Annotated in this window: 25 protein-coding genes; all 25 read right to left on the bottom strand. The window is 34.4% G+C overall.

The window, feature by feature from the left end; translation table 11 throughout:
• Positions 1-423, bottom strand: coding sequence for an FAD synthase family protein (locus J2Y67_RS15065; RefSeq protein ID WP_310175396.1), 423 nt, complete (start codon positions 421-423; stop codon positions 1-3).
• Complete coding sequence (locus tag J2Y67_RS15060; RefSeq protein WP_310175394.1) at positions 404-1,579, bottom strand: CDP-glycerol glycerophosphotransferase family protein; 1,176 nt, start codon at positions 1,577-1,579, stop codon at positions 404-406. The genes J2Y67_RS15065 and J2Y67_RS15060 overlap by 20 nt, the downstream gene beginning before the upstream one ends.
• A gap of 67 nt (positions 1,580-1,646) precedes the next feature.
• Positions 1,647-2,678 (bottom strand): glycosyltransferase family 2 protein, encoded by a 1,032-nt coding sequence (locus tag J2Y67_RS15055; RefSeq protein WP_310175392.1) that lies wholly within the window; start codon positions 2,676-2,678, stop codon positions 1,647-1,649.
• A 90-nt stretch (positions 2,679-2,768) separates the two neighbouring features.
• Entirely contained in the window at positions 2,769-3,107 is a 339-nt protein-coding gene (locus J2Y67_RS15050) for a helix-turn-helix domain-containing protein (protein ID WP_310175390.1), read from the bottom strand.
• 59 nt (positions 3,108-3,166) lie between these two features.
• Entirely contained in the window at positions 3,167-4,282 is a 1,116-nt protein-coding gene (locus tag J2Y67_RS15045) for a DegT/DnrJ/EryC1/StrS family aminotransferase (RefSeq protein ID WP_396954081.1), read from the bottom strand.
• A gap of 48 nt (positions 4,283-4,330) precedes the next feature.
• Entirely contained in the window at positions 4,331-4,978 is a 648-nt protein-coding gene (locus J2Y67_RS15040) for an acetyltransferase (RefSeq protein WP_310175386.1), read from the bottom strand.
• On the bottom strand, positions 4,975-5,589 hold the full coding sequence (locus J2Y67_RS15035; protein WP_310175384.1) for a sugar transferase: 615 nt from the start codon (positions 5,587-5,589) through the stop codon (positions 4,975-4,977). The genes J2Y67_RS15040 and J2Y67_RS15035 overlap by 4 nt, the downstream gene beginning before the upstream one ends.
• 21 nt (positions 5,590-5,610) lie before the next feature.
• Positions 5,611-5,754, bottom strand: a complete 144-nt coding sequence (locus tag J2Y67_RS15030; RefSeq protein WP_310175383.1) for a hypothetical protein — start codon at positions 5,752-5,754, stop codon at positions 5,611-5,613.
• A 24-nt stretch (positions 5,755-5,778) separates the two neighbouring features.
• Entirely contained in the window at positions 5,779-6,852 is a 1,074-nt protein-coding gene (gene galE / locus J2Y67_RS15025; protein WP_310175381.1) for a UDP-glucose 4-epimerase GalE, read from the bottom strand.
• Between the two features lie 16 nt (positions 6,853-6,868).
• Complete coding sequence (locus J2Y67_RS15020) at positions 6,869-8,071, bottom strand: glycosyltransferase (RefSeq protein WP_310175454.1); 1,203 nt, start codon at positions 8,069-8,071, stop codon at positions 6,869-6,871.
• Positions 8,072-8,101: 30 nt separating this feature from the next.
• The gene (locus J2Y67_RS15015) at positions 8,102-9,193 is read right to left on the bottom strand and encodes a glycosyltransferase family 1 protein (RefSeq protein WP_310175452.1); all 1,092 of its coding nucleotides are present in this window, start codon (positions 9,191-9,193) and stop codon (positions 8,102-8,104) included.
• A gap of 47 nt (positions 9,194-9,240) precedes the next feature.
• Positions 9,241-10,320, bottom strand: coding sequence for an EpsG family protein (locus J2Y67_RS15010; protein WP_310175379.1), 1,080 nt, complete (start codon positions 10,318-10,320; stop codon positions 9,241-9,243).
• 35 nt (positions 10,321-10,355) lie between these two features.
• Positions 10,356-11,249, bottom strand: coding sequence for a glycosyltransferase family 2 protein (locus tag J2Y67_RS15005; RefSeq protein ID WP_310175378.1), 894 nt, complete (start codon positions 11,247-11,249; stop codon positions 10,356-10,358).
• Positions 11,250-11,255: 6 nt separating this feature from the next.
• Positions 11,256-12,356 (bottom strand): glycosyltransferase family 1 protein, encoded by a 1,101-nt coding sequence (locus tag J2Y67_RS15000; protein WP_310175376.1) that lies wholly within the window; start codon positions 12,354-12,356, stop codon positions 11,256-11,258.
• On the bottom strand, positions 12,341-13,492 hold the full coding sequence (locus tag J2Y67_RS14995; RefSeq protein ID WP_310175374.1) for a glycosyltransferase family 4 protein: 1,152 nt from the start codon (positions 13,490-13,492) through the stop codon (positions 12,341-12,343). The genes J2Y67_RS15000 and J2Y67_RS14995 overlap by 16 nt, the downstream gene beginning before the upstream one ends.
• Before the next feature lie 42 nt (positions 13,493-13,534).
• Entirely contained in the window at positions 13,535-15,361 is a 1,827-nt protein-coding gene (locus J2Y67_RS14990; RefSeq protein ID WP_310175372.1) for a polysaccharide biosynthesis protein, read from the bottom strand.
• Positions 15,362-15,396: 35 nt separating this feature from the next.
• Entirely contained in the window at positions 15,397-15,537 is a 141-nt protein-coding gene (locus J2Y67_RS14985; RefSeq protein WP_310175370.1) for a hypothetical protein, read from the bottom strand.
• Between the two features lie 265 nt (positions 15,538-15,802).
• Positions 15,803-16,456, bottom strand: coding sequence for a CpsD/CapB family tyrosine-protein kinase (locus J2Y67_RS14980; protein WP_310175368.1), 654 nt, complete (start codon positions 16,454-16,456; stop codon positions 15,803-15,805).
• A complete protein-coding gene (locus J2Y67_RS14975) occupies positions 16,443-17,183 on the bottom strand; it encodes a YveK family protein (protein ID WP_310175366.1) in 741 nt (246 codons plus the stop codon). Before J2Y67_RS14975 ends, J2Y67_RS14980 begins: the two co-directional genes overlap by 14 nt.
• A 186-nt stretch (positions 17,184-17,369) precedes the next feature.
• Positions 17,370-19,169 (bottom strand): ABC transporter ATP-binding protein, encoded by a 1,800-nt coding sequence (locus tag J2Y67_RS14970; RefSeq protein WP_310175363.1) that lies wholly within the window; start codon positions 19,167-19,169, stop codon positions 17,370-17,372.
• A 2-nt stretch (positions 19,170-19,171) separates the two neighbouring features.
• Positions 19,172-20,368, bottom strand: coding sequence for a nucleotidyltransferase domain-containing protein (locus tag J2Y67_RS14965; protein WP_310175361.1), 1,197 nt, complete (start codon positions 20,366-20,368; stop codon positions 19,172-19,174).
• 1 nt (position 20,369) lies between these two features.
• Entirely contained in the window at positions 20,370-20,831 is a 462-nt protein-coding gene (locus J2Y67_RS14960; protein ID WP_310175360.1) for a lasso peptide biosynthesis B2 protein, read from the bottom strand.
• A gap of 36 nt (positions 20,832-20,867) precedes the next feature.
• On the bottom strand, positions 20,868-21,161 hold the full coding sequence (locus J2Y67_RS14955) for a lasso peptide biosynthesis PqqD family chaperone (RefSeq protein WP_310175358.1): 294 nt from the start codon (positions 21,159-21,161) through the stop codon (positions 20,868-20,870).
• A 12-nt stretch (positions 21,162-21,173) separates the two neighbouring features.
• Positions 21,174-22,070: a phosphoenolpyruvate carboxykinase (ATP) gene (locus J2Y67_RS14950; protein ID WP_310175450.1), complete on the bottom strand. Its 897-nt coding sequence runs from the start codon at positions 22,068-22,070 to the stop codon at positions 21,174-21,176.
• 122 nt (positions 22,071-22,192) lie between these two features.
• Positions 22,193-22,321: a paeninodin family lasso peptide gene (locus tag J2Y67_RS14945; protein WP_396954080.1), complete on the bottom strand. Its 129-nt coding sequence runs from the start codon at positions 22,319-22,321 to the stop codon at positions 22,193-22,195.
• Between the last annotated feature and the right edge of the window lie 10 nt (positions 22,322-22,331).

Below are 22,331 nucleotides of genomic sequence, written 5' to 3'. Positions count from 1 at the left end.
TCATAATGTTATTTTTTGTTTAACTATGGTTGATGAAACGCCCTCCGTATAAGGAAAATAAATTACATCAACCCCCACCTGTTTAAACTTCATTTCAACCCCACTAAAAAGGGAATTACCTTTCCAATCGTCACCTACAAACATAGCATCGAATTGTAAGACCTCCCATGCAGAAAACTTATCTCGATTAATCTGTGGGACAACCCGGTCAACATATTTTATACCTTCAACGATTTCAATTCTTTCGTGATGAGGAATAACTGGCTGCTTATTTTTGTATTCCATAACTAATTCATCTGTACTTACACCAACGATAAGATATTCGCACTGTTCCTTTGCTCTTCTTAAAATATTTAGATGTCCAACATGAAATAAATCAAATACACCTGCTGTATATCCAATTTTATATGGCTTTTTTTGCATTATAATTCCCCCCATTTTTACCAAAGCAAATTTCCTCTAAGTGCATGATCAATTTTTGACTTGCATTTCCTTTTTCAAATGACCCAACACTCTTTAAAAATCTATTTAAGAATTGTTGATATTCTTTTTCATTAAAATGTTCAATTTGAAAGAGTAGTTCTAGGTTATTTACAGAGCTTAGAAAAGGAAGTTCCTTAATTTCAAAATATAAATCTCTATCATTTTTTTCATATTCCTTGATATCAGGTATATATAAGAAGCACGGTCGTTTTGTTATTAAAAAATCAAACATCAATGATGAATAATCCGTTATTAAGACATCTGTAATACTTAAAAGTTCCTGTATGTCATCATAAGCAGTCACATCAATTACATCATCACCCATTACTAATTCATAAGATTTCGATAATAAATGTGGGTGAAGTCTAACTAAGAAGATCCATTCTCCCTTAAACTTACTTTTCAATTTTTCTAAGGCTTCTGAGTAATTTAAGTTGTAAACATCTAAACGATTATCCTTTCTAAAGGTAGGCGCGTATAACACAATTTTTTTATTACTTTTAATCTTTAATTCAGAAAAGACTTTTTCCCTTAAATAAGAATTTCTACTAAACAAAACATCATTTCGGGGTGTTCCATGTTCAAAGATTTTACCTTTATACCAAAATGCTCGCTCAAAAATTCGGGTACTAAATTCACATCCTGATAGCAAAAGGTCACATTTTAATGAATCCTTTTTTGCCATACTGATATATTCCGTTGGTAAAGAATTCAACGCATCCTGTTCGATTTTTTTTAACCGTAAAGAACTGTGCCAAGTTTGTATGTAATATTGATGTTTTCTTTTAATATATAAATCCGTGGTTCTAAAATTGGTAATTACTACTTTCGATGTGCACAATTCATAAAAATATCTTAAAGACATCGTCTTTACCTTCCGAAATCCGTTTAATTGCTCTTTATTTTGCATAGTATTAAAAGCCCATACTATATCAAACATATTATTTGAGTAATTTCTAAGAATGTATTCAGTAATGTATTTCGGATTGCAGCCATATTGACTTCCATAATAGCTATATAAGAAGATTTTATTTTTCTTTATTGGAAAACAATTAAATAAATACATAACAGCTAACGCCAGATATTTTTTTAACAATTAAAACGCCCCCGTTACAAAAAAAGCATCTCCAATCAACTAGGAGCTGCTGACTTTATATCTTTACTCAATGAAGATTTATTTTCTCTAATCCACTAGGGCGAGAAGGTACCCTTAATTTAAGTAACACCTTATAGAGAAAAAGGTATAATACGTTAAGGTAAGGGTTGATTTTAAATAAAACTAGCTGTTGTTTTAAGTGTTTTTCATCCTCCACAGCTTTTAATAATGCAGGAAAATTCCTTTTAATATATTGTTGAATTTCCTTTCTACCCAAAGCACCTTGATCTTTTTTCCTGTTTTGTAACAGAAGATTATAATGAACTAAAGATGTTTTAAGGAGTAATTTATACGACTCTTTTGTAAGATCACTATAATTTTCTTCAATAAAGCTATGCCTTTCTTTTAGACCTTTGATAATATCCAAATTCCTTATCGAATAGTTTGCAACAATACTATCATCACGCTGGTAATAGTAATACAGCGGTGTATTTAGGATGACGAAAATGTTAACCCTTTGCATAACTTTATGCGCCCAAAAAACATCTTCAAAAAGAACGCCCTTTTTAAAAGCAAGATTTTTTATCATTTTCGTTTTATAAAGTTTACCCCAAGCGAAGTTTTTAACCGTTTCATTAATAACAAGCTCCCTCATCAATGCTTTATTATCCAAAACAACAGGAGGATCATTTTGAGAATAAATACGATTATCAAAAAGCAGGTGTTGATCATATGCATAATAAAAAGCTGATTGCACTACATCAGCATTGTACTTCTTACTTGCATAAACCATATTCTCAACCATACTTTCCTTTAACCAATCATCACTATCCACAAACATCGTGTATTCTCCCGTTGTAAATTGCATTCCAAAATTCCTTGCATCGGATAAGCCGCCGTTTTTTTTGTGGAACACTTTTATCCGTTTATCCCTCTCGGCATATTGTTCTGCAATTTTACCGCATTGATCGGGTGAGCCATCATCTACTAAAATAATCTCCAAATTTGTATAGGTTTGCTTTAAAATACTTTCAATACATCTCGAAAGATATTTTTCTACCTTATAAATTGGAACGATAACACTTACCTTTGGATTCACATTTATCCGCCCGCCTTCAATTTTTTTATATAATTTATTGTTGAAAGTCGGTCAGATTCAGAAAGGTTTAAGAAAGACATCTTTTAATACCTATTTTTTTGTTTCAAAATTCTGATTCTGCCACTTAATAAATTCAATTAGTGTTTTATATTCGTTTTTTTCTATTCCAGATTCTTTCAGTTCGTTTACTAACTCGATTAATTCCTTATCATGGAGCGGTTCTTTCTCATCGCCGTTTTCTTGTAATAATGTCTTCATATCCACATTCAACACCTGGGCTATTTTTCGTAAAACTTGTATGGATGGATTTCGATTTAAATTCCTTTCAATATTACTTAAATAAGATTTAGAGATATTCGCCTTCTCCGACAGTTCGGAAAGAGAATATCCCCTTTTTTTCCGTAAATCATAGATAATTTCTCCTAGCATTCACACATACCCCGTTTTTTCCAAAAATATTGGTGAAGTTAAAAAGCACACCTCTTCCTTTATACTCTTTGTTTTATTGCCTTCTTAATACAATGGATCGTTCTTGTTTGCTCCTCTTCCGTCATACTCGTTCCAGAAGGTAAACAAATCCCGCTTCTAAATAAATCTTCTGAAACATTTTCCCTTTCATTATGTGGATAATAGGTAATTCCATGAAATATAGGCTGCAGATGAAGCGGTTTCCAAACTGGTCGAGCCTCAATATTTTCTTCCATTAACCTACTTAATAAATCTTTAACAGATACCCCGGCTTCTCTCTCGTCAATTGTTAGTGAAGTTAACCAGCGGTTAGATTGTGTGTCATCTAATTCATGCATGAAGTATACTCCAGGTACCGAGGCTAGCTCTTGAACATATCTTTTAAAAATATCTCTCTTTGCATTTACCCTATCTTCCAATACCTCTAATTGCCCTCTGCCAATCCCCGCTAATATATTGCTCATTCGATAATTGTAGCCAAGTTTACTGTGTTGGTAGTGTGGTGCTGGATCCCTCGCTTGAGTTGCTAAAAAGCGGGCTTTATGGATCGCTTCATGATCATTGGAAATAAGCATCCCACCACCGGACGTTGTAATGATTTTATTGCCATTAAATGAATAAATCCCAAACTTCCCAAAAGTCCCGCTAGGTTTTCCTTTATAACTCGAGCCAAGAGATTCAGCAGCATCTTCAATAATAGGAACCTCATAATAATTACAAATGGATATAATTTCATCCATTTTGGCACTTTGACCATATAAATTCACTACAATAACCGCTTTGGGTAACTTGCCCTCCCTTAAAGCATCTTGGAAAGCTTTTTCAAGAGCTCGAGGAGACATATTCCACGTCTCTGGTTCAGAATCAATGAAAACCGGTTCTGCTCCCTGATAGATAATCGGATTTGCACTTGCAATAAAAGTAAGGCTTGAGCAGAAAACTTTATCACCCTTTTGTACATCCAATAAAGAAAGAGCCAAATGAATCGCTGCAGTTCCTGAACTAACGGCAACAGCCTCATTGGCTCCTACATAATGTGCTATTTCTTTTTCAAAAGCATCAACATTGGGTCCTAATGGCGCAATCCAGTTTGTTTCAAATGCTTCTTGAATATACTTTTGCTCGTTTCCGCTCATGTGGGGAGCAGATAGATAGATCCTCTTTTTAAAGGTTGTATTTAACAATTAATTCACCTTCAGACTTAAATTATTGTTTACTACTTTTGCCGGATTCCCCACCGCTGTACAATAAGATGGAACATTTTGAATAACCGTTGCCCCTGCACCAATGGTGGCCCACTCACCAACTCTTATATTTGGAATAACGGTTGCCCCTGCTCCAACAAAGGCTCCTAGTTCAACATTGACAGTACCTGTTAAAGTCGCCCCTGGGCACACATGAGTAAAGTTACCAATAACACAGTCATGTTCAATGACAGCACCTGTATTGATAATGGAATGATCGCCGATTTCAGCATCAGCGTTTATGACTGAGCCAGGCATAATAACTGTACCATTACCAATCTTGGAACAATTGCTTATAATAGAAGATTTGTGAATAATCGTTACATAATACTCATTAGTGAGATTTAGTTTTTCCACAATTAATTTCCTCGTTTTATTGTTGCCTATCGCGATGATGAATTTAATATTTGGATCATATTTTAATAGTTTATTTATGGATGAAATCGGCCCGCAAAAGATATTTTCCATTAATATGACATTTTCATATTTATCATCCAAATAGGCAACAATCTGATAATTTTCGTTTGTACGGATCATTTCGGAAATTACTTTACTATGCCCACCTCGGCCAATCATTGCAATCTTCATCCGTGCCCTCCTCTCTCCGTTGATTTTGAGCCGGTGAAACTTTCCATCGTTGCGTTTCCAGGTTGGTTTATCCCTTCAGACTTAAGTACTTTAAACAATGTTAAAAATAATATTTTCATATCCAAGAAGAAGGAGTGGTTGCTTACATACCAGACATCCAATTGAAACTTTTCTTCCCACGAAATGGCATTACGACCATTTACCTGTGCCCATCCGGTTATTCCAGGTCTGACATTATGGCGTTTTGCTTGTTCTTTTGTATAAAGCAGGAGATACTCCATTAAAAGCGGCCTAGGACCAACTAAACTTAAATCCCCCTTCATTACGTTGATTAACTGGGGATATTCGTCCAAGCTGTATTTTCTTAAGAATTTGCCAAAAGGAGTTAATCTTTTATCGTCAGGCAATAATCTCCCTTTCGCATCTTTTTCTTCTGTCATGGTTCGCAGTTTATAAAGGTAAAAGGGTTTTCCATATAGTCCTGGACGCTGCTGTTTAAAGATGATCGGTGAACCTAACTTAATCCTTACTAATAAAGCAAAAATAAGAAAAAAGGGGAAAAATAAGAAAAATAATAAAAATGAAACCATAAAATCAAACAATCGCTTCATTACTGGCTTTCCCCCAAAACATTATTTTCCCTCCGCTAATACTTGTTGTTTTATTTCTTCAATAAAATCAGTTATGTTGATAGTCTTTGAATCCTGCCCTATTTGATAAACCATGGTTAGGATCTCTGCAAATTTCTGTTGTGTTAGTGTTTCGGATAATGCCATGTTTCAAACCTCTCTTACTGCTTATTAACTTTTAATAAAAAAATCCCCACTTTTGGATTCGTGGAGATTTTTTACTTGCGCTATTTTATTTTCATATCCATTTGGATTGTTTTCCTGCCACCGCCAGGAATCTGCACACATTTCTTCAATCCCTTTCTCCGCTTCCCATTCAAGATCTAATTTCGCTTTTATTGGGTCTGCATAACAAACCGCAACATCACCTGGCCTTGGCTCCACGATTTTATATGGAACACTTTTCTTAGATGCTTTTTCAAAAGCATTTATCATTTCTAAAACACTATATCCTTTCCCAGTTCCAAGATTATAGGCTTCAATCCCAGTTGTCTTCGAAACTCTTTCCAATGCTTTTAAATGCCCTTTAGCCAAATCTACTACATGAATATAATCCCGGACACCCGTTCCATCAATCGTTGGATATTGAATTCCAAAAACATTTAATTCTTTTAGTTTTCCAACTGCTACCTGTGTGATATATGGCATCAGATTATTGGGTATGCCATTTGGATCTTCCCCAATTAAACCGCTTTTATGAGCCCCTATTGGGTTGAAGTATCTTAATAATGCAATACTCCATTCATGGTCAGAAACAAATAAATCCTGAAGAATATCTTCAGTCATTAGTTTTGTTCGACCATAAGGATTCAATGCACCTAGAGGAAAATCCTCTGAAATGGGAAAACGCTCCGGCATTCCATAAACAGTTGCTGATGAACTGAAAACCAAATTTTTGACATTATGGCTTTTCATTGTATTACACAGGACAAGGGTTCCCGTAATGTTATTATGATAGTATTTAAGGGGAATGTTGACTGACTCTCCAACCGCTTTAAGACCGGCAAAGTGAATGACCGCTTCAATATCATTCTCAGTAAATATATTTTGAACCCTTTTCTCTTCAAGAAGATCAACTTGATAAAATTTGAAGTACTTTCCAGTAATCTCGCTTATCCGTTTTAATGACTCTGGTTTACTATTAATGAAATTATCAATAACAACAATTTCATAACCAGCATTCAATAGTTCTACACATGTATGGCTGCCTATGTATCCTGCTCCTCCGGTAACTAAAATAGCCATAAAATCACCTCCCTATTTATGTTTCAATTACCTTATACAATTTTTCAATCTCGTTTTCGTTTCCATAATCCATCGACAGAGTGTTTGTGATCAGTTTATTTTTCAGCTGATCATCATCCAGTAATCTTTTAATTCCATTTATAATTCCAGGTACATCTTGTGTTGTAATTAGTGCATCAATGCTATCTGTTGCTTGGCTTTTAGCAGTTGGAAAATTCGTTATTACAACCGGCTTCCCTAATATTTGCGCCTCTCTGATCGTTACCGCTTTCCCCTCATACCTTGAAGGCTGAACATAAATATCACAGGCTTTCATATAAGGATATGGATTTGTTTTTTTACCTAATAAGTGAAAACGGTCTGACAAATCTAATTGTTTAATAAGTTCTTTAAGTTCATTCTCTAAAGGACCATAACCAACCACATACCATTCGACATCATATCCTTCTTTCACCAATTCCTTACATGCTTTGATAGCATGATCTAAGCCTTTCGCATAGGAAAGCCTGCCCACTGTTAACAAGATTGTTTTCCCCATTGTCTTTTTTATTTCTTTCGGTACTTGTTCATTTGCCTGCTTCCTAACAAGTGCTGGTGAAAGAATGTTTTCGATTACTGTTGTTTTCTGTCTTAACTCAGGAAATATATTTATAAACGTATTTGAACATTCATCTGAAACCGCAACGATTTGATCAAGCTTGTTCCACATCCTGGATTCCAATTTTTTATTTAAACTTATATTAGAATAGTCCGTATGAATCCAGCCAATCCTTTTTTTGGCTTTTACCTTTTCCCCGATAAAATGATGTGGCCATAGGAATCCTATGGCCACATCATATTCTTTATTTAATTTAGGCAAGAATGTGTTCGATATTTCCCAGCCATATTGAATAACAAGATAGCCTGGTTCATCGAAATTTTTTATTTTTCCATAAAAGGAACCAATTAATTTTGCCATTGTTCTAGAAATAGCAATTTGATAATGTCCTTTTTTTGCAATCTGAGCAATTGGCATTCTAAAGGTTGTATAGGCTGCCATTTCCGGAAGCAGATTGGGACCAGCCGGCAGAAATGAAAGGAATTCCCCCTCATGCTTAAATAACATTAAATCAACATCATATTTGCTGTAATCAATTTGACATAATAGGCCGATAAGACTTCTTTCCACACCGCCAATTGCTAAATCAAAAGATGAAATTAAAATTTTTTTCTTCATTATGTAATCCCTCGCCTAAATTGAATCAAAAAACTAACTAGCACCATATAAATCAATCCACTCATTAACGTTACTTTGAATGTTATAGCCCTTTTCAGATATCGTTTCCATAATAAGTCCACTATTAGGTCGTTCCTTATTAATCGATTCCTTTACCTTCTGGCACCAAACTTCAAGACTTTCTTTAAGATCAACAAAAGTCGTTAAGCCTAATCCCATATCCGTCATTTTAGGTACAGCCGCGGATAAAACACATGGAGTACCGGCAGATTGGGCCTCCAAAACAACAATCCCGAATCCTTCAAATTTCGATGGAAAAAGAAAAACGTCAAAAGCTTTCATAAGCCTTGGAATATCTGTTCGGACTCCCATAAATTTTACATGCTTAATAATTCCCAGCCTCTCTGCTTCAGCTTCCATTTGTTCTTTTAATGGGCCATCACCAATTAGCAATGCACAATATCGTTCGTCATCTTCCAGTAATTTCTTTAATAGGTTTAATACAAAAATTTGGTTCTTTGAATCAGAGAACCTTCCAACATGCCCTAAAATTTTTGCATCATTCGGGAGTTTTAATTCACGAATAACACTATTTCTTGAATCTGCTTCTATTTTAGTAAACTCACTAATATCAATTCCATTTTTAAAAATCCCAACTTTTCCACTATCGACCAGCCTGTTTCCAAATAAAAACTGTGCTGCTTCTTTGCTGCAGCTGCAATAGTTCGTTGCTGAAAACCGAATGATTTTTTGCAAAACCTTTAATGACATCTTTTCACTAAGCTGACCTCCATTTGGCCAATTGTTGCTGTGGGAATGGCAAATACGTTTTTTTATCCCAGATAATTTCGCTGCTAATGCCGGGAAACCACTTTGATAGTCTGTATGGGAATGAATGGCAATATAATGATTAGACTTCATAATCTTCATTAGATCTTTTATATAGTTAACAGGACCAAGCTGCCCTAAACTTGGTATTTTAAATATTTTCCCGCCTAATTTTATGATTTCCTCTTCAAAATCATTGATTTTATTTGAATGCACAACAAAGTCAAATTGTAATTTTGTCCGATCCAAATTGCGATAAATATTCATGATTAATGTTTCTGCACCGCCACGGTCCATTGCACTGACAATATGTAAAATCCTTTTGGGTGCTCGTTTCAACCTGTTCACCCCCCGAGTTGTATATAATCACTTAAATAATTAATATTTAAAGATATTACACTCTCGTAGTAATAATAAAGAAGATAACAAACTAATAGAGAATAATAGAAAAATCTTTGATCCTTTTCATGAATTAATTTAATAATCCAAGAAATAAGAATAAGCTGGTACAAATTAAAGTAAATCGAGAATCTTGCAAATATCCAGTTTTGAGTTGACACAATCATAAACACAAACCCTATAACGGCCATATTGACAATATAGTCACTTTCAGGAAAAATTCTCCTTAGCTTTTCTCTTCCAAAGTAAGCAATGACAAGCGGTGCTCCATATACAGCAACCCTCATCGTGCTGGCTCCACCTTCGTTAAAGCTTTTGTAATGCCCAAACTCCGTATCTTTAATGGCCGAAAATAAAACTTCAGAAAATTTATCAAATCCGATAACGATTAATACAGCTAACCCCAATAGAATAACGGTGGCTTTTGACCAAGCTTTAAATCTTACCATAAAGTAAATTGGGATCAGTACTAATGCACTTTCATGAAAGGCAGATGCAAAGAGTACAATTAAAATGTATTTGAACCAATTTCCATTAATAAGGTATTTCGTTCCGATAAAGATGATTGCTGCTGCCAGGCATTGCCTCATTCCATTCATGGAAACTAGATATAAACCACCTGTGATGTAGACATAGGTGCTAAGTTCAAAGATCCTTGAGTATTTGTATAATACACCTACAATTAAAATATTGGTGATTACAGCGGTTATAAAAATTAAAATTTGCGGATTATTTGAGTAGTTTTTTAGAATCATTTGAAGAATTCCAAAACCTATATCTTTTTGAGATTGAATAAACTCCCAAGTAAAGTTATTCGTTTCATAGGAGTGTTTGTAAAAAAAAGTATCGCCAATATTTGATCTAAGCCCTGAAATAAGTACTAAAGTTAGCATCACTCCAAGAACCAAAATTTTATTCGGTTTGATGGGAACAACTGATACGCTTTGATTTGCAGAAACTGCAAAATATCTTGAAAAAAAGGACAAAATAAAAACTATGGCTAAATTAATCCATAGAATGGTCATAGTCAAATTCCTTTCAAAATGTCATTTTCATTTGATTAATGGTATAAGGCAGCCCTTGTTTTCATTTTTATAAAAAAATATAATAATACCCCAAAGGGGATTGCCATAAATGTAAGTCCTTTGGCAGGAGTCTCATTTAAGAAATTCCAATTTTTTATCATTAAACTACTTGAGACAAAATGAATGGCCTGCCTAAATTTAAATGTTGAACTTGTAAACGGCAATTTCATTAATTCTTTGCGGTAGAAAGCAAAACCTCTGGGATTCTTTCGATACTGGTTAAACATATTAAGTGATGAACCATCGGGTAGATATTCAACATAACAAAGGACCTCATTCATTAATAGCATTTCAAACTTTCTATCCAACATATAATATTTATAGGCCAGACCTACATATTTCTCATTTTTAAAGATAGGGTAGGGATATTTCCTTGTTAACTCCGTTCGATAAACAAGCTTTTTGTCACCACTAACTCCATGCTTATAATAAAGGTCAAACAAGGTTGAAGTCTCTAAGTTACTTGGTAATTTTGTTCCTATGATTCTTTCATCAGGAGAAGCATCCAGGCCAATAATTCCGCTTACTTTATCATTTCTGTACTTTTCCCAAAACGATTTTATTTTTTCAATTGCTTCCCCAGGCATATAATCATCAGAGTCAATACAAACGTTTAACTCTGTATTAATTATTTCATAGGCTGTATTATGCGCACCATGCATGCCCTGATTTTCTTGCCAATGATATCTAATTTCAATTGTATTCTCTTTGATCCAACTGTTAACTAATTCTGCTGTATTATCGGTAGATCCATCATCAATAATTAACCAGATAAAATCCTTACTTGTTTGCCGAACAAGGCTTTGATAGCATTTATGCAGGCAATACGCCCTGTTAAATGTCGGAGTAAAAACCGTTATTAATTTCAAGTATGCTCACCCCGATATGTTTAAATAAAATTTTTCAATATTTACTGCGGTATCCTTTATCTCATAACCATGTTTGACTAAGGTATTTATTGAATTATTTCGATTTCCTTTTTTATTAGTGATTTTCTGTACCCATATGTTTTCATCATTTATCGGCAGGAATTCAACTAAATTATTTCCCATATCTACCTCATGGGAGATATTTTCAGAAATAAGACACTTCAATCCGGCTGCTTGCGCCTCAATTAAGGAAACAGGTAACCCCTCGTGTAAAGATGGAAAAATAAATAAATCAAACGATTGCAGTAGCCGGTGGATATCATTTCTGATTCCCAAAAACTTAACATGGTCTACAATTTTTAACTCTTCAACTTGCTTTTGAATATTCAAGTGCAGTGGTCCATCCCCAATTAATAATAAAACGGAGTCTGGATTTATTTTGTGATGCTTTTCAAATAAATGAATAAGAAATGCATGATTTTTCTGATGATTAAATCTGCCGACGTGTCCTAAAACTAATTGATTATTTTTGATATTTAATTCTCTTCTTACCTCTTCTCTAGTTACCTGTGAAAAGGAGAATTTTTCACATTCAATGCCATTTTTAATGATTTGAATGGGAATTGCATTATTTTTAAATAACCATTCTGCGGCAGTTTTCGAGCATGCAAATAAATTCGTAGCATTGGGCAGGATCCATTTGCCTGCATACCATTTATACATTTTTGCAACTATTCCACCTTCACTGCTTGTATTATGACTATGAGAAATACGGATGGGGATTCCAGCCCGATTTGCTTCTCGAAGAACTAAACCACTCATCTTATCCATATGGGAATGAACAATTTTATAATCGTTATTTTCAGTGAAAAAATTCTTTAATTCTTTTATATATCGGAAATGCCCTACCTCAGAAATGTATGGGATTCGATGTATTTTTCCACCCAATTTTTCTATTTCAGCATCAAATACACCTTTTTTACATGTTAAGAAGTCAAACTGAACTTTCTCTCTATCAATATTACGGTAAAGATTCATGAGGAGTGTCTCTGCACCGCCCCTGTTCATATTGACTACCACATGTAAGACCCTTAATGGACTGCCCACTTTACATCCTCCAATTCTCCCATTTCATGTCGGTATATATTACTTTTTTCTTCAAGTACCTTATAAACGCTGTACTTTGAATGAATTATATTACGCCCCTGAATCCCGAATTCATTCCTTAATTGATGATTATTTGCAAGTGTCTTGATCCTGTGTGAGAACTCTTCCGGATGATTATCGATAATCCAACCGTTATAGTTATTTTCAATTAACTCCCTGTGTCCCCTATTACTATTCGCAATTACTGGCAACCCGCATGCCATTGCTTCCATAATATTGACCGGAAGCCCTTCACGAAGGCTCGATGCTACGGCAACATCTGAGAGTTTTAACAGCTGTTCAATATCATTCCTATATCCAAGAAACTCAACTTGGTTCTTGATTCCCAGCTCTTGGGCAAGTTCCTGACATTCTTGTAATAGCACTCCCTCACCAGCCAGCAAAAGCTTTGCATTGGGAACTTGTTCTTTAATTAAAGCCAACGATTCAATTAATAATTTTTGATTTTTATTCTTATTAAATTCTGCTGCATAAAACATTAAAAAATCATGGACATCATAACCATGATTTTTTCTTAATTCTGCTTTTAATGAACTCTCTACTGGCCGAAATTTCTCCGTATTCACGCCAACACCATGTACATGTTTAATGGATTTTGCTTTAAATTTATGATAAGTGGCAAGATTAAAATCTTCCTGATTAATGGTAATCAGGCAATCCGTATACCTGGATAAAAATCTCTCAATCGGATAATAGAGTATCCAATTTAGCAACGGAGCACCTTTGCAAAAGTGGAAACCATGTGCCGTATAAATTACTTTTGTCCCCAATTTTCTTGAATGACGTGCAGCTATTCTTGCCAGAACTCCGCCCATCGGCGTGTGACAATGGATAATTTTATACTGATTCTTTTCAATAATTCCTTTAAGTTCCTTGTAAGCGGTTATATTCAATTGATGGAAAGGAGATCTTTGGATTGGTATATTAAATTTTTTATCTATATATGGAAGCTTCAAACCCCCGGATGCGGCAACATGTACCTCCCATCCTTGCTCTTTAAACCATTTTAAGTACGGCAAGTGGAAGGCTTTAAAGTGGTAATCCACTGTTGCACAAAAAAGCACTTTTTTATGCATATATCGTCCACCCATAATCAATTTTTTTCAATTTCATAACCTTTATACTGGGATTGATAATTTTTGCTTAGTCTCTACTTTATAATTAGCAAGTTTGATAAGCTTTTCTCGTATCTCCTCATGGCTTAAACTTGAATAAATTGAAATGATTTCTTCGATTTCTCGAATAAGCAACTCTGAAGTTTTACCAATATATATTTTCGGATAGATTTGTTCATCATGAACTTCATCTTTCTTTAATAATTCTTCAAATAATTTTTCTCCAGGTCGTATTCCTGTAAACTCGATTCCAATTTCTTCGATAGAATTACCGGAAAGCTTAATTAAATTTTTCGCTAAATCCACAATCTTTACTGGTTCCCCCATATCTAAAACAAAGATTTCCCCACCATTCGCAAGTGCTCCTGCTTGAAGAACCAATCTTGATGCTTCAGGAATCGTCATAAAGTAACGAATCATATCCGGGTGCGTCACAGTGACAGGTCCACCTTGTTCAATTTGCCTTTTAAACAATGGGATTACACTGCCTCTGCTGCCAAGGACATTACCAAACCGAACCGTAACAAACTTAGTAGGACTTTCCTTGTCCATATGTTGAATCATCATTTCTGTCAGCCTTTTTGTTGACCCCATTACACTGGTCGGATTTACAGCTTTATCAGTCGAAACCATTACAAATGTTTTTACTCCATTCCAACTCGCTGTCTTTGCTGTATTCATCGTACCGATTATATTATTTTTAATCGCCTCTTCCGGATTGGCCTCCATAAGTGGGACATGTTTATGAGCAGCAGCATGATAAACACTATCTGGTTGATATGTACTCATAACCGACATCATTTTCTTCGCATCTTGAATATCTGCTATTACAGGTATAAATTCAATTTGAGTATGTTTAAACGTCTCCTTTAATTCCATTTCAATCAAATAGATACTGTTTTCGCCATGCCCCAGGAGAATAAGTTTTGCTGGATGAAAATTGGCGATTTGCCGGCAAATTTCTGAACCAATTGATCCACCAGCACCTGTGACTAAAACTACCTTATCTTTGATATTCTCCGAAATACTATTAATATCTAACTCAACAGGCTCCCTGCCCAGCAAATCCTCCACCTGAACATCGCGAAATTGTTTAACAGATACCTTTCCTGTCATTAAATCCTCAAGCATTGGCAAAATTTGCGTTTTTGCTCTTGTTTTGGCACATTCTTGAAAAATAGAGTTTAGTTCCTTTTTACTTAGTGATGGAATCGCAATGACAATATTATCAATCTCTAACTCTTTCACAATCTCTTCTATTTCAGTAACTCCTCCCAGTACCGGTATTCCTAAAATATCTAAATGATGTTTTTTCTCATCATCATCAATAAATCCAACTGGAAGAAGGTCTGCCTCCTGATTGTGATGAAGTTGTCTCGCTACCATCGCTCCTGCGGATCCGGCCCCAACAATAAGAGTTCTTTTTTTGTTCTCCACCGGAGCAAGATAGGAATCCCGGTACATTCTCCAGCAAAAACGAGAACCACCAATTAAGGATAAATTAAGAAGCCAAGTTACAAATAGCAGTCTATATAATGTTTCTTGGAGGATTAGTTGTTGCGAAAGGGCTGCAACTATAATCGAAATACTAACAACCTTTAAGATGATTAATAATTCTCCCACACTTGCATATTCCAAAGCTTTTTTATAAAGGTGTAATTTAAATGAAAGGAAATAATGACTCAATAAAATGACAATTGAGCTTAAAACAATCGGGAAGGTTACAACATAAAAGGTTCCATTTACTAAAAAACGGCTAAAGAAAATTGCTGTTAAAACTATACAAGAATCAATTACAATAAATAACGACAATCTCTGGTGATAAGTCATACTTTCCCCCCTTTGGAACAAAACTCTTAATCTACTTAATTTACCTTTTGGTTTCTTAACCTAATCGCATACTCAATTAATTTTTTAATTTCTTCCAGCTGTGCCTTTGGTGCATCCTGTTTAATGTAGCGAATGGCTTTTTTAATCGCTTTTGGATATTGGTCAAAACTGTTCATTTTTACAACTCCTCTTTAAAAAATGTTAATTATACGATCTTCATTAGAAGGACACATAATTAACATTTTTTAATAAATGGGCATCTAACCCGTCCTCACGTCACACTCTTGACGACTTGCGTCTAAGGTCCAAGGACCCACAGCATGACCGAGTGCCTCCATTTATATTGGAAAGGAGACATCTCCATTTTACACTAAAAAGTTCATTTTTGTTCCTAATAACGAACAACAACGAAAAAAAAGGCTAAAATTCTTAACGTTATGGTCACTGATTTAATATAACCCCTACTAGTTTCGCTTTGGCAAATTCTAATACCTTTTTAGCCTCAGCGGCTTTTTCCAACTTTGTTTTTCCATTTTTGACAACCAATATAACTCCATCACATTGGGTAGATAAAAGCTTTGTATCTGTTACTTCAAGAATTGAATTGGAATCAATAATTACAGTATCATAGAACTGTGTGACCTTTTTAAGCAATTCCTGCATCATTTGGGATCCTAATAGTTCAACTGGATTAAACGGAACTAACCCGCTTGATAAAACATCAAGCCGCCAAATTTCAGTATGATGAACTACCTCGTTAAAAGACAATCTCCCCGTTAAAACATCAGTTAATCCATTTGAATTGGAAAGCTTAAAGAACGTATGTAAAGAAGGTTTTCTCAAATTGGCATCAATCAAAAGAACCTTTTTCTTCTGCTGTGCCATTGATACAGCTAAATTAACTGCAGTTGTCGACTTTCCTTCCCCATCACGAGGTGATGTAATTAAAAGAGTCCGACTCTTTTGATCGACCAACATAAATTTAATATTGGTTTGAATCATTCTAAATTGTTCAGAAATAATCGAATCAGGATGAGTGTGGGCAACAATTGTCCTCTTTTTTGTTGCTGATACATTTCGTTTACTTATAATCAACCGTCTCGCCCCTTATATTTATTTCCAAGTTTGTATGATTTACTTTTCTTTTCATATTCCTACTGCTTGTTTTTGGGACTCTACCTAATACAGGAAGACCAAGAAATGTTTCAATTTCTTGTACTGATCGGATTCGATCATCTAAAGATTCAATGAAAAAAGCGAGCCCAATTCCAATAACTAATCCACCTGCAATAGCAATGATTAATTTATTTAAATTGTTACCTTGATTAATCGGGGTTGGTTTGACCTTTGCTTTTGATAATATTCGTACATAATCTTTATCGACGATGTTGGGAACTTCTCCCCTAAATACTTGAGCTGTCGTATCTGCTATTTTTGCCGCAAGTATTGGATTTTTATCGGTTACACTAATATTAACTACTTGAGAACTCTCAACACTGGATACCGTTATTTGGCCCGCTAATGCTTCAGCTGTTGTTTTAAGATCCATTTCTTTAATTACTTTGTCTAAAATGGCTGAGTCCCTAACAATAACCTGAAGTGTCTTTCTCGATTCTTCGTCAGCCCCTATAATAATGTTTGTTGAGGAACTATATAGTGGTACCGACTTGGAATTGCTTTGTATAAAACCTACTATGCCAGTGAGAGCGGTAATCACAACGATAATCCAAAATCTGCTTTTAATAACTAGGAATATCTCTCTTAAATTAATTTCCTTTGCTTTTCTTTGGCCACTATTGTTAAATTGATTATAATTATTCATTAGACCACCTTTTTTTAATTTATATTGTTCTAAATAAAGAACATCCTTTCGAAAAAAATATGCCTTTCAACAATAAGTAATGTTTTTCAAATCTTTAGTACTTTATACATACTATAATAGTTCTTTATAAAGAACGTGTCAATGAAATTCATATTAACATTTCATTAAAAAGGGTGATTTATTTAATTAAACACTGACTCCCATTTGTTTTCTTAGTAAATTCCTAAACATTCCTCTTTTTTCATTTGCAAGTTGATTAAATTGACCTTGTTGAATGATTTCACCATGATCCAAGACGATTACCTGATCAGCGTTACGTATAGTGGACAAACGATGTGCAATAACAACAATTGTCATTTTCCCCTTTAATCTTTCAAGTGCATTTTGTATCTTTGATTCGTTTTCAGTGTCTAAGGCACTAGTTGCTTCATCTAATACAAGAATAGATGGCTTTCGTAATATTGCACGCGCTAACACAAGTCTTTGCCGTTCTCCGCCTGATAGCCTTACACCTCTATCTCCAACAAATGTATCAAGCCCCATTGGTAACTTTCTAATGAATTCAGCGGCTGCTGAAAACTCCAATGCCTCCCAAATCTGTTGTTCAGTTGCATCCGGTACAACCATAAGTAAATTTTCTCTAATACTGACATTAAATAAAAATGGATCTTGTGGCACATAACTAACAGAACGTCTTAAAGACAATAATTTTTCATCAGAAAGCTCAGCCCCATCTATCAAAATACTTCCTTGTTCAGGTTTATTTAACCCCATTAAAATATCAATTAATGTACTTTTTCCGGCACCAGACGGACCTACAATAGCTGTCATACAATTTATTGGAATCTTTAAATTAATTTCTTGAAGTACAAAGGAAGGTTCATTTTGATTATAACGAAAATATACACTACGACATTCTATTCCCTTTTCAATCTTTAAAGGTTTAATGTTCTTGTAGATGGTGTCATCTTCAATCTCTATAGCTATCTTACAATTTGATTGCATTTCTATAAATGACCTAAAAGCAGGGATTGAAGTGGCAATTTGCTCCATACTAGATTGAATTTCTGTAATTCTGGGCCATAACCGAGAAAAAATAATAAAAATTAATATAAATTGATCTGGTTTAGCATCAAATATCATCACAAAAATATAAATAAAAATGGCAATTAAGCTCGCTGATGCAATTTTGTAAAATGTTTGGGAATCCATTTTTAAGGTAATATATTCAATTTGTTCTTCTATCATTCCCTTAGTCAATGAATTAAGCCAATGATTATGTGATTCTTCTAGAGTATTCGTTTTAATATCCTTTATACCATTAAGTTGGTCAGTTATCCCCGCAAGATATTCTTGTGCCAATACAGACGTTTTTGTCCCTAATAATTTTGATTGCTTTATAAACTTTCTTGAAAAAAGTACTAAAATAAGGCCAGATATTAATAAAAAAATGGTTAAACTGGCAGATAAACAATAAGCTATTACAATTTGTATCAAAGTAAAAATAAGAGAAGTTAAAAACTGTAGGATCTGATTTATCCCTCCTGAAACACGTGCAAGGTCCGTCGTCATGGCATTAATAAGGTCTGATTTCCTTTCTTTCATATAAAAACCCCAATTTGCCTTTAATAAGGAATTATATGTCTCCAACCTTATTTGTCGAATAAAACCTTGTGTTATTTTTACATTTTTAATTATTAAGCTTCTTTGTAAAAGATTTTGGCCTACTACTAATGAAAGAAAAATCCCCAAGATAAATATAAGAACAAGTGTATTTGGATACGCCTGTAGAAGACTAAATATCTTTAGGTATTTTGATCCCCCTATACTTAAATTCACTAAGCCGCTATAGCTTATCATTGGCAGTAATAATAAAATTCCGATCCCATCGAGAAAACTGGCAACTCCCATCCCAATGAGATTACCATATAATATACTGCCGGAGTATGAATTTAATCGTTTAATAAAATAAAAAACGTGAATCAATTTTATACCCTCCTAGTTACCGCTCGACTCCTTGTTCTTCTCCAAAGCATTAAAATAGGTCGTAAGGGAAAATAAAGAATATGAAGGACTTTTGGTAAAGGTAAAGTCTCGGTATCAGTAGCAAAGGGATACAAAAAACTCATTAAAAACAAAAGTTTTTGCCGATTGGACCTTAGTAAAAATAAGTGCCTTTTATGATATTCTGCCACTTTTTGAGGCAGAGGCTCCGTATGTAAATTAACTATGTTGCTAATATAGAATAACGCTTCCTGCGCTAATCGCGTTGCTAGCTTGTCATTAATTAGTGGTAATAGTTCCTCATTCACTTTAGAATTAAATATTTGGGAAGTTAAAATTAATGATTGTCCCCCTATGTGTGGATATTGATATTTCCTTAAAAGCTTGATGATTTCTTTGTAATTTAGGCTTTGCTGAATCAATTTATCTATATCTACTAACCAACGAAGTCTTGACCAACCATGTCGTGCTCCATGTGTAACTAAAAATAAAAATAGATCTTCGCATCCCAAATAATAGATTGGATAACTATTCTGTAAACTTTTCCTCTTTTTCTTCCATAACTCATCAAATTGTGGTTCTTTCGCTGGACCAGGATTCATTCTCCAATGTATTTCAAGTTTAATTTTCTTGCCTGGATGAAAGAAAGTTATATGGTGATGTCTCCATTTCCAATCATTTAAAACAGATTCGATGTAATCATCTTTAATATAACCCTGCTCAACTATCAACTTTTCCACTTTTTTTAACATTTTTATTGGAATTAGTAAATCTATATCGGAAGAAGTTCGTAATGATACATCACCGTATAGGGCTGTTGCAAGCACTGGCCCTTTTAGAAAAAGGGTACGGACTTTATTTTCTGCAAATAATTTACTTATTTGTTCCATCTCACCGCTTAAGTGCAGCATCCTAATTGTGTTATTTCGGTATAATTGAGAAAATTCTTGAAGAACATTTAAAGGCACACAATTATTTGCTACTTTTTTTAGATTCAGATAAATGATTGGGTAAACTCGGTGATGCTTGGCTAATTCGATAAACTGTTCCCAATTAATTTCTGAAAAGACTTCTTTGTCAATTATTTCAGGACCAACATGATCATCTAACTTTATGAGTTTAATTAAAAGATTTAATTCTTTGGAAAAGCTGGATAAATCAAGTTTAAAATTAGTCCACATACTATTCCCCTTCATTTTTCAGACGAATTTGCTTTGCGAATTTTCCAATAACAGTAAATCGATTCATTCCTTCGAAACCTGTAATATAGTATGGTCCGCTGCGAAGCCAGGCATGTGCGATCATTTTTCCTGTTTCATCTTTCCCAGTTCCTAAATAAAGCGTACATTCAATCTTTCGTCTTTCCAACATTTTCATTCCAGCAATTGCCTTTACAAGACATTGGCTTTCCCAAAAAGTATAATCACTCATTATATTTATTGCTTGCGAAATACCCCTAACTAACTTTCTATCAATATCTGATTCTGAATAAGATGTTTCACACATCTGCTCACCTAAAAAGGGTACCACCTTGTGAAAGGGCAGTTTTTTCAAAATACGCGCCCTTGCAAGTTCAAGATAAGCTTCAATGAATAATAATTTTGTTGTATTTTCTAAACAAATAAAAGCCTTGATCTTATTCACAATACTCGTTATCCTTCCTTATAAAGATAGGAAATCTCATTCTTTAATTTGAATTAGTCCTTCTGCATATAAAGATTCTAAAAATAGTGATACCTGTTTTTCACAATCGGCCCGCTCAATACTATATTCATTCATCAAACAATCAATCAATTGATGAACATAAACCGGTTCTTTTATTAAATCCCAAATGATCCCTCCTATTTCCCCTAAATTATAATATTTCCCATTTTTAATACTCATCATTACTTTTTCTCCATCCATGTCACTAACGATATTTCCTAGGCTCTGAACAACATGACAATTTAATGCAACCTTCTGTGTATTTATCATCTTATTTTCCTCCTAGCTTATACTAATTAATATTTTTGAAACTAAATCATGTGCTGTAAATCTTGAAATTGGTCGCTTTAATTGGAATATCTCAATGTTTTTTATTATGTTTGATGAGGAGGTAAAATGCCACTCATCTAATCCCAAACGGCTTATTAATGAATTCCGAAAGGTCTGTCTTAACAAAATTGGGAACCGTTCTAAACCTTCAATTCGCTTAATTTCAACCTCATTATTCTCTGTCTTTTCTAATTCAAAGACACCAGCAAGCGGTAAAGGGGCAGATAGGAAGTTAGATTTAACAGGTATTGAATATTTTGTTTCCCTTTCAAATAAAGGAAGATAGTTCTTTATTTCTATACCAAATTCATCTAAACTCTCTTGCCATAATTTTTGCTGAGGGTAGGAGGGAATAACTAAGGGAATTTTGCCTTGCTGAATGTCCACAGCTATCACATCATCACTAAGAAGTTTAAACCCTCTTTTAATGAAAGCTGATGCAAGCGTTGATTTTCCAACCCCAGAATGACCAATAAAGCCGTATGCTTTTCCATTAATCTCTACTGCACTTCCATGTAAAGGAAGAATCCTTCTTTGTAACAATAAGATGCCCATACAAGTTCCCAAAATATAGAGTCGTATTTTGTCAAAATTCGCTCCCTCTACCGGTGATATAATAATGTTCTCCCCATCTTGCACGCAAAACGTAGCCGTATCTTGGATGTGGAACATAATCATATCTCTATTAACTACAAACCTTCCTTTTTCAGCCTCCAATATGGCGGAATAGCTGGATAAATCATCAATCTTAACAAATATATCTACTCTTTTATCCTCTTCTCTTATCTTTATTAGTTCTGGGAGGGGAATTTCACTTAATATTCCTAATCCGAATGCACTATAAACCATTCCTTTTAAAACTTCTATTGACACCTTCTTCACTCCAGATCCGTCCCTAAAATTATTTAAAAAGCCCTCATACTTTTTGAATTGTATAAGGGCGGTGTCTACATTAGCCTTAATTATTAAAATCAGCTATAATGCACCACTTCATCGACGTCAGGTTGTACCGCATCAGGGGTTTTAATCCCAGGTCCTGCCATTGTCATACTAATACTAAGTACTTCCAGTTTAAGATCTGTCCATTCCTTTTTCACCATATCACCCCCT

This window comes from Neobacillus niacini, from assembly GCF_031456445.1.
In the GTDB taxonomy this organism is placed as follows: Bacteria; Bacillota; Bacilli; order Bacillales; family Cytobacillaceae; genus Neobacillus; species Neobacillus niacini_I.
The sequence above is the reverse complement of the archived record's forward strand: the minus strand, read 5'-3'. Positions and strand labels throughout refer to the sequence as shown.

Bases quoted from the DNA above. Each gene is read 5' to 3' on its own strand.
- J2Y67_RS15065 (WP_310175396.1), bottom strand. From the start codon at position 423: ATGCAAAAAAAGCCATATAAAATTGGATATACAGCAGGTGTATTTGAT.
- J2Y67_RS15050 (WP_310175390.1), bottom strand. From the start codon at position 3,107: ATGCTAGGAGAAATTATCTATGATTTACGGAAAAAAAGGGGATATTCT.
- J2Y67_RS15045 (WP_396954081.1), bottom strand. From the start codon at position 4,282: ATGAGCGGAAACGAGCAAAAGTATATTCAAGAAGCATTTGAAACAAAC.
- J2Y67_RS15040 (WP_310175386.1), bottom strand. From the start codon at position 4,978: ATGAAGATTGCAATGATTGGCCGAGGTGGGCATAGTAAAGTAATTTCC.
- J2Y67_RS15035 (WP_310175384.1), bottom strand. From the start codon at position 5,589: ATGAAGCGATTGTTTGATTTTATGGTTTCATTTTTATTATTTTTCTTA.
- J2Y67_RS15030 (WP_310175383.1), bottom strand. From the start codon at position 5,754: ATGGCATTATCCGAAACACTAACACAACAGAAATTTGCAGAGATCCTA.
- galE (WP_310175381.1), bottom strand. From the start codon at position 6,852: ATGGCTATTTTAGTTACCGGAGGAGCAGGATACATAGGCAGCCATACA.
- J2Y67_RS15015 (WP_310175452.1), bottom strand. From the start codon at position 9,193: ATGGACCGTGGCGGTGCAGAAACATTAATCATGAATATTTATCGCAAT.
- J2Y67_RS15010 (WP_310175379.1), bottom strand. From the start codon at position 10,320: ATGACCATTCTATGGATTAATTTAGCCATAGTTTTTATTTTGTCCTTT.
- J2Y67_RS14995 (WP_310175374.1), bottom strand. From the start codon at position 13,492: ATGCATAAAAAAGTGCTTTTTTGTGCAACAGTGGATTACCACTTTAAA.
- J2Y67_RS14990 (WP_310175372.1), bottom strand. From the start codon at position 15,361: ATGACTTATCACCAGAGATTGTCGTTATTTATTGTAATTGATTCTTGT.
- J2Y67_RS14985 (WP_310175370.1), bottom strand. From the start codon at position 15,537: ATGAACAGTTTTGACCAATATCCAAAAGCGATTAAAAAAGCCATTCGC.
- J2Y67_RS14975 (WP_310175366.1), bottom strand. From the start codon at position 17,183: ATGAATAATTATAATCAATTTAACAATAGTGGCCAAAGAAAAGCAAAG.
- J2Y67_RS14965 (WP_310175361.1), bottom strand. From the start codon at position 20,368: ATGTGGACTAATTTTAAACTTGATTTATCCAGCTTTTCCAAAGAATTA.
- J2Y67_RS14955 (WP_310175358.1), bottom strand. From the start codon at position 21,161: ATGATAAATACACAGAAGGTTGCATTAAATTGTCATGTTGTTCAGAGC.
- J2Y67_RS14950 (WP_310175450.1), bottom strand. From the start codon at position 22,070: ATGGTTTATAGTGCATTCGGATTAGGAATATTAAGTGAAATTCCCCTC.
- J2Y67_RS14945 (WP_396954080.1), bottom strand. From the start codon at position 22,321: ATGGTGAAAAAGGAATGGACAGATCTTAAACTGGAAGTACTTAGTATT.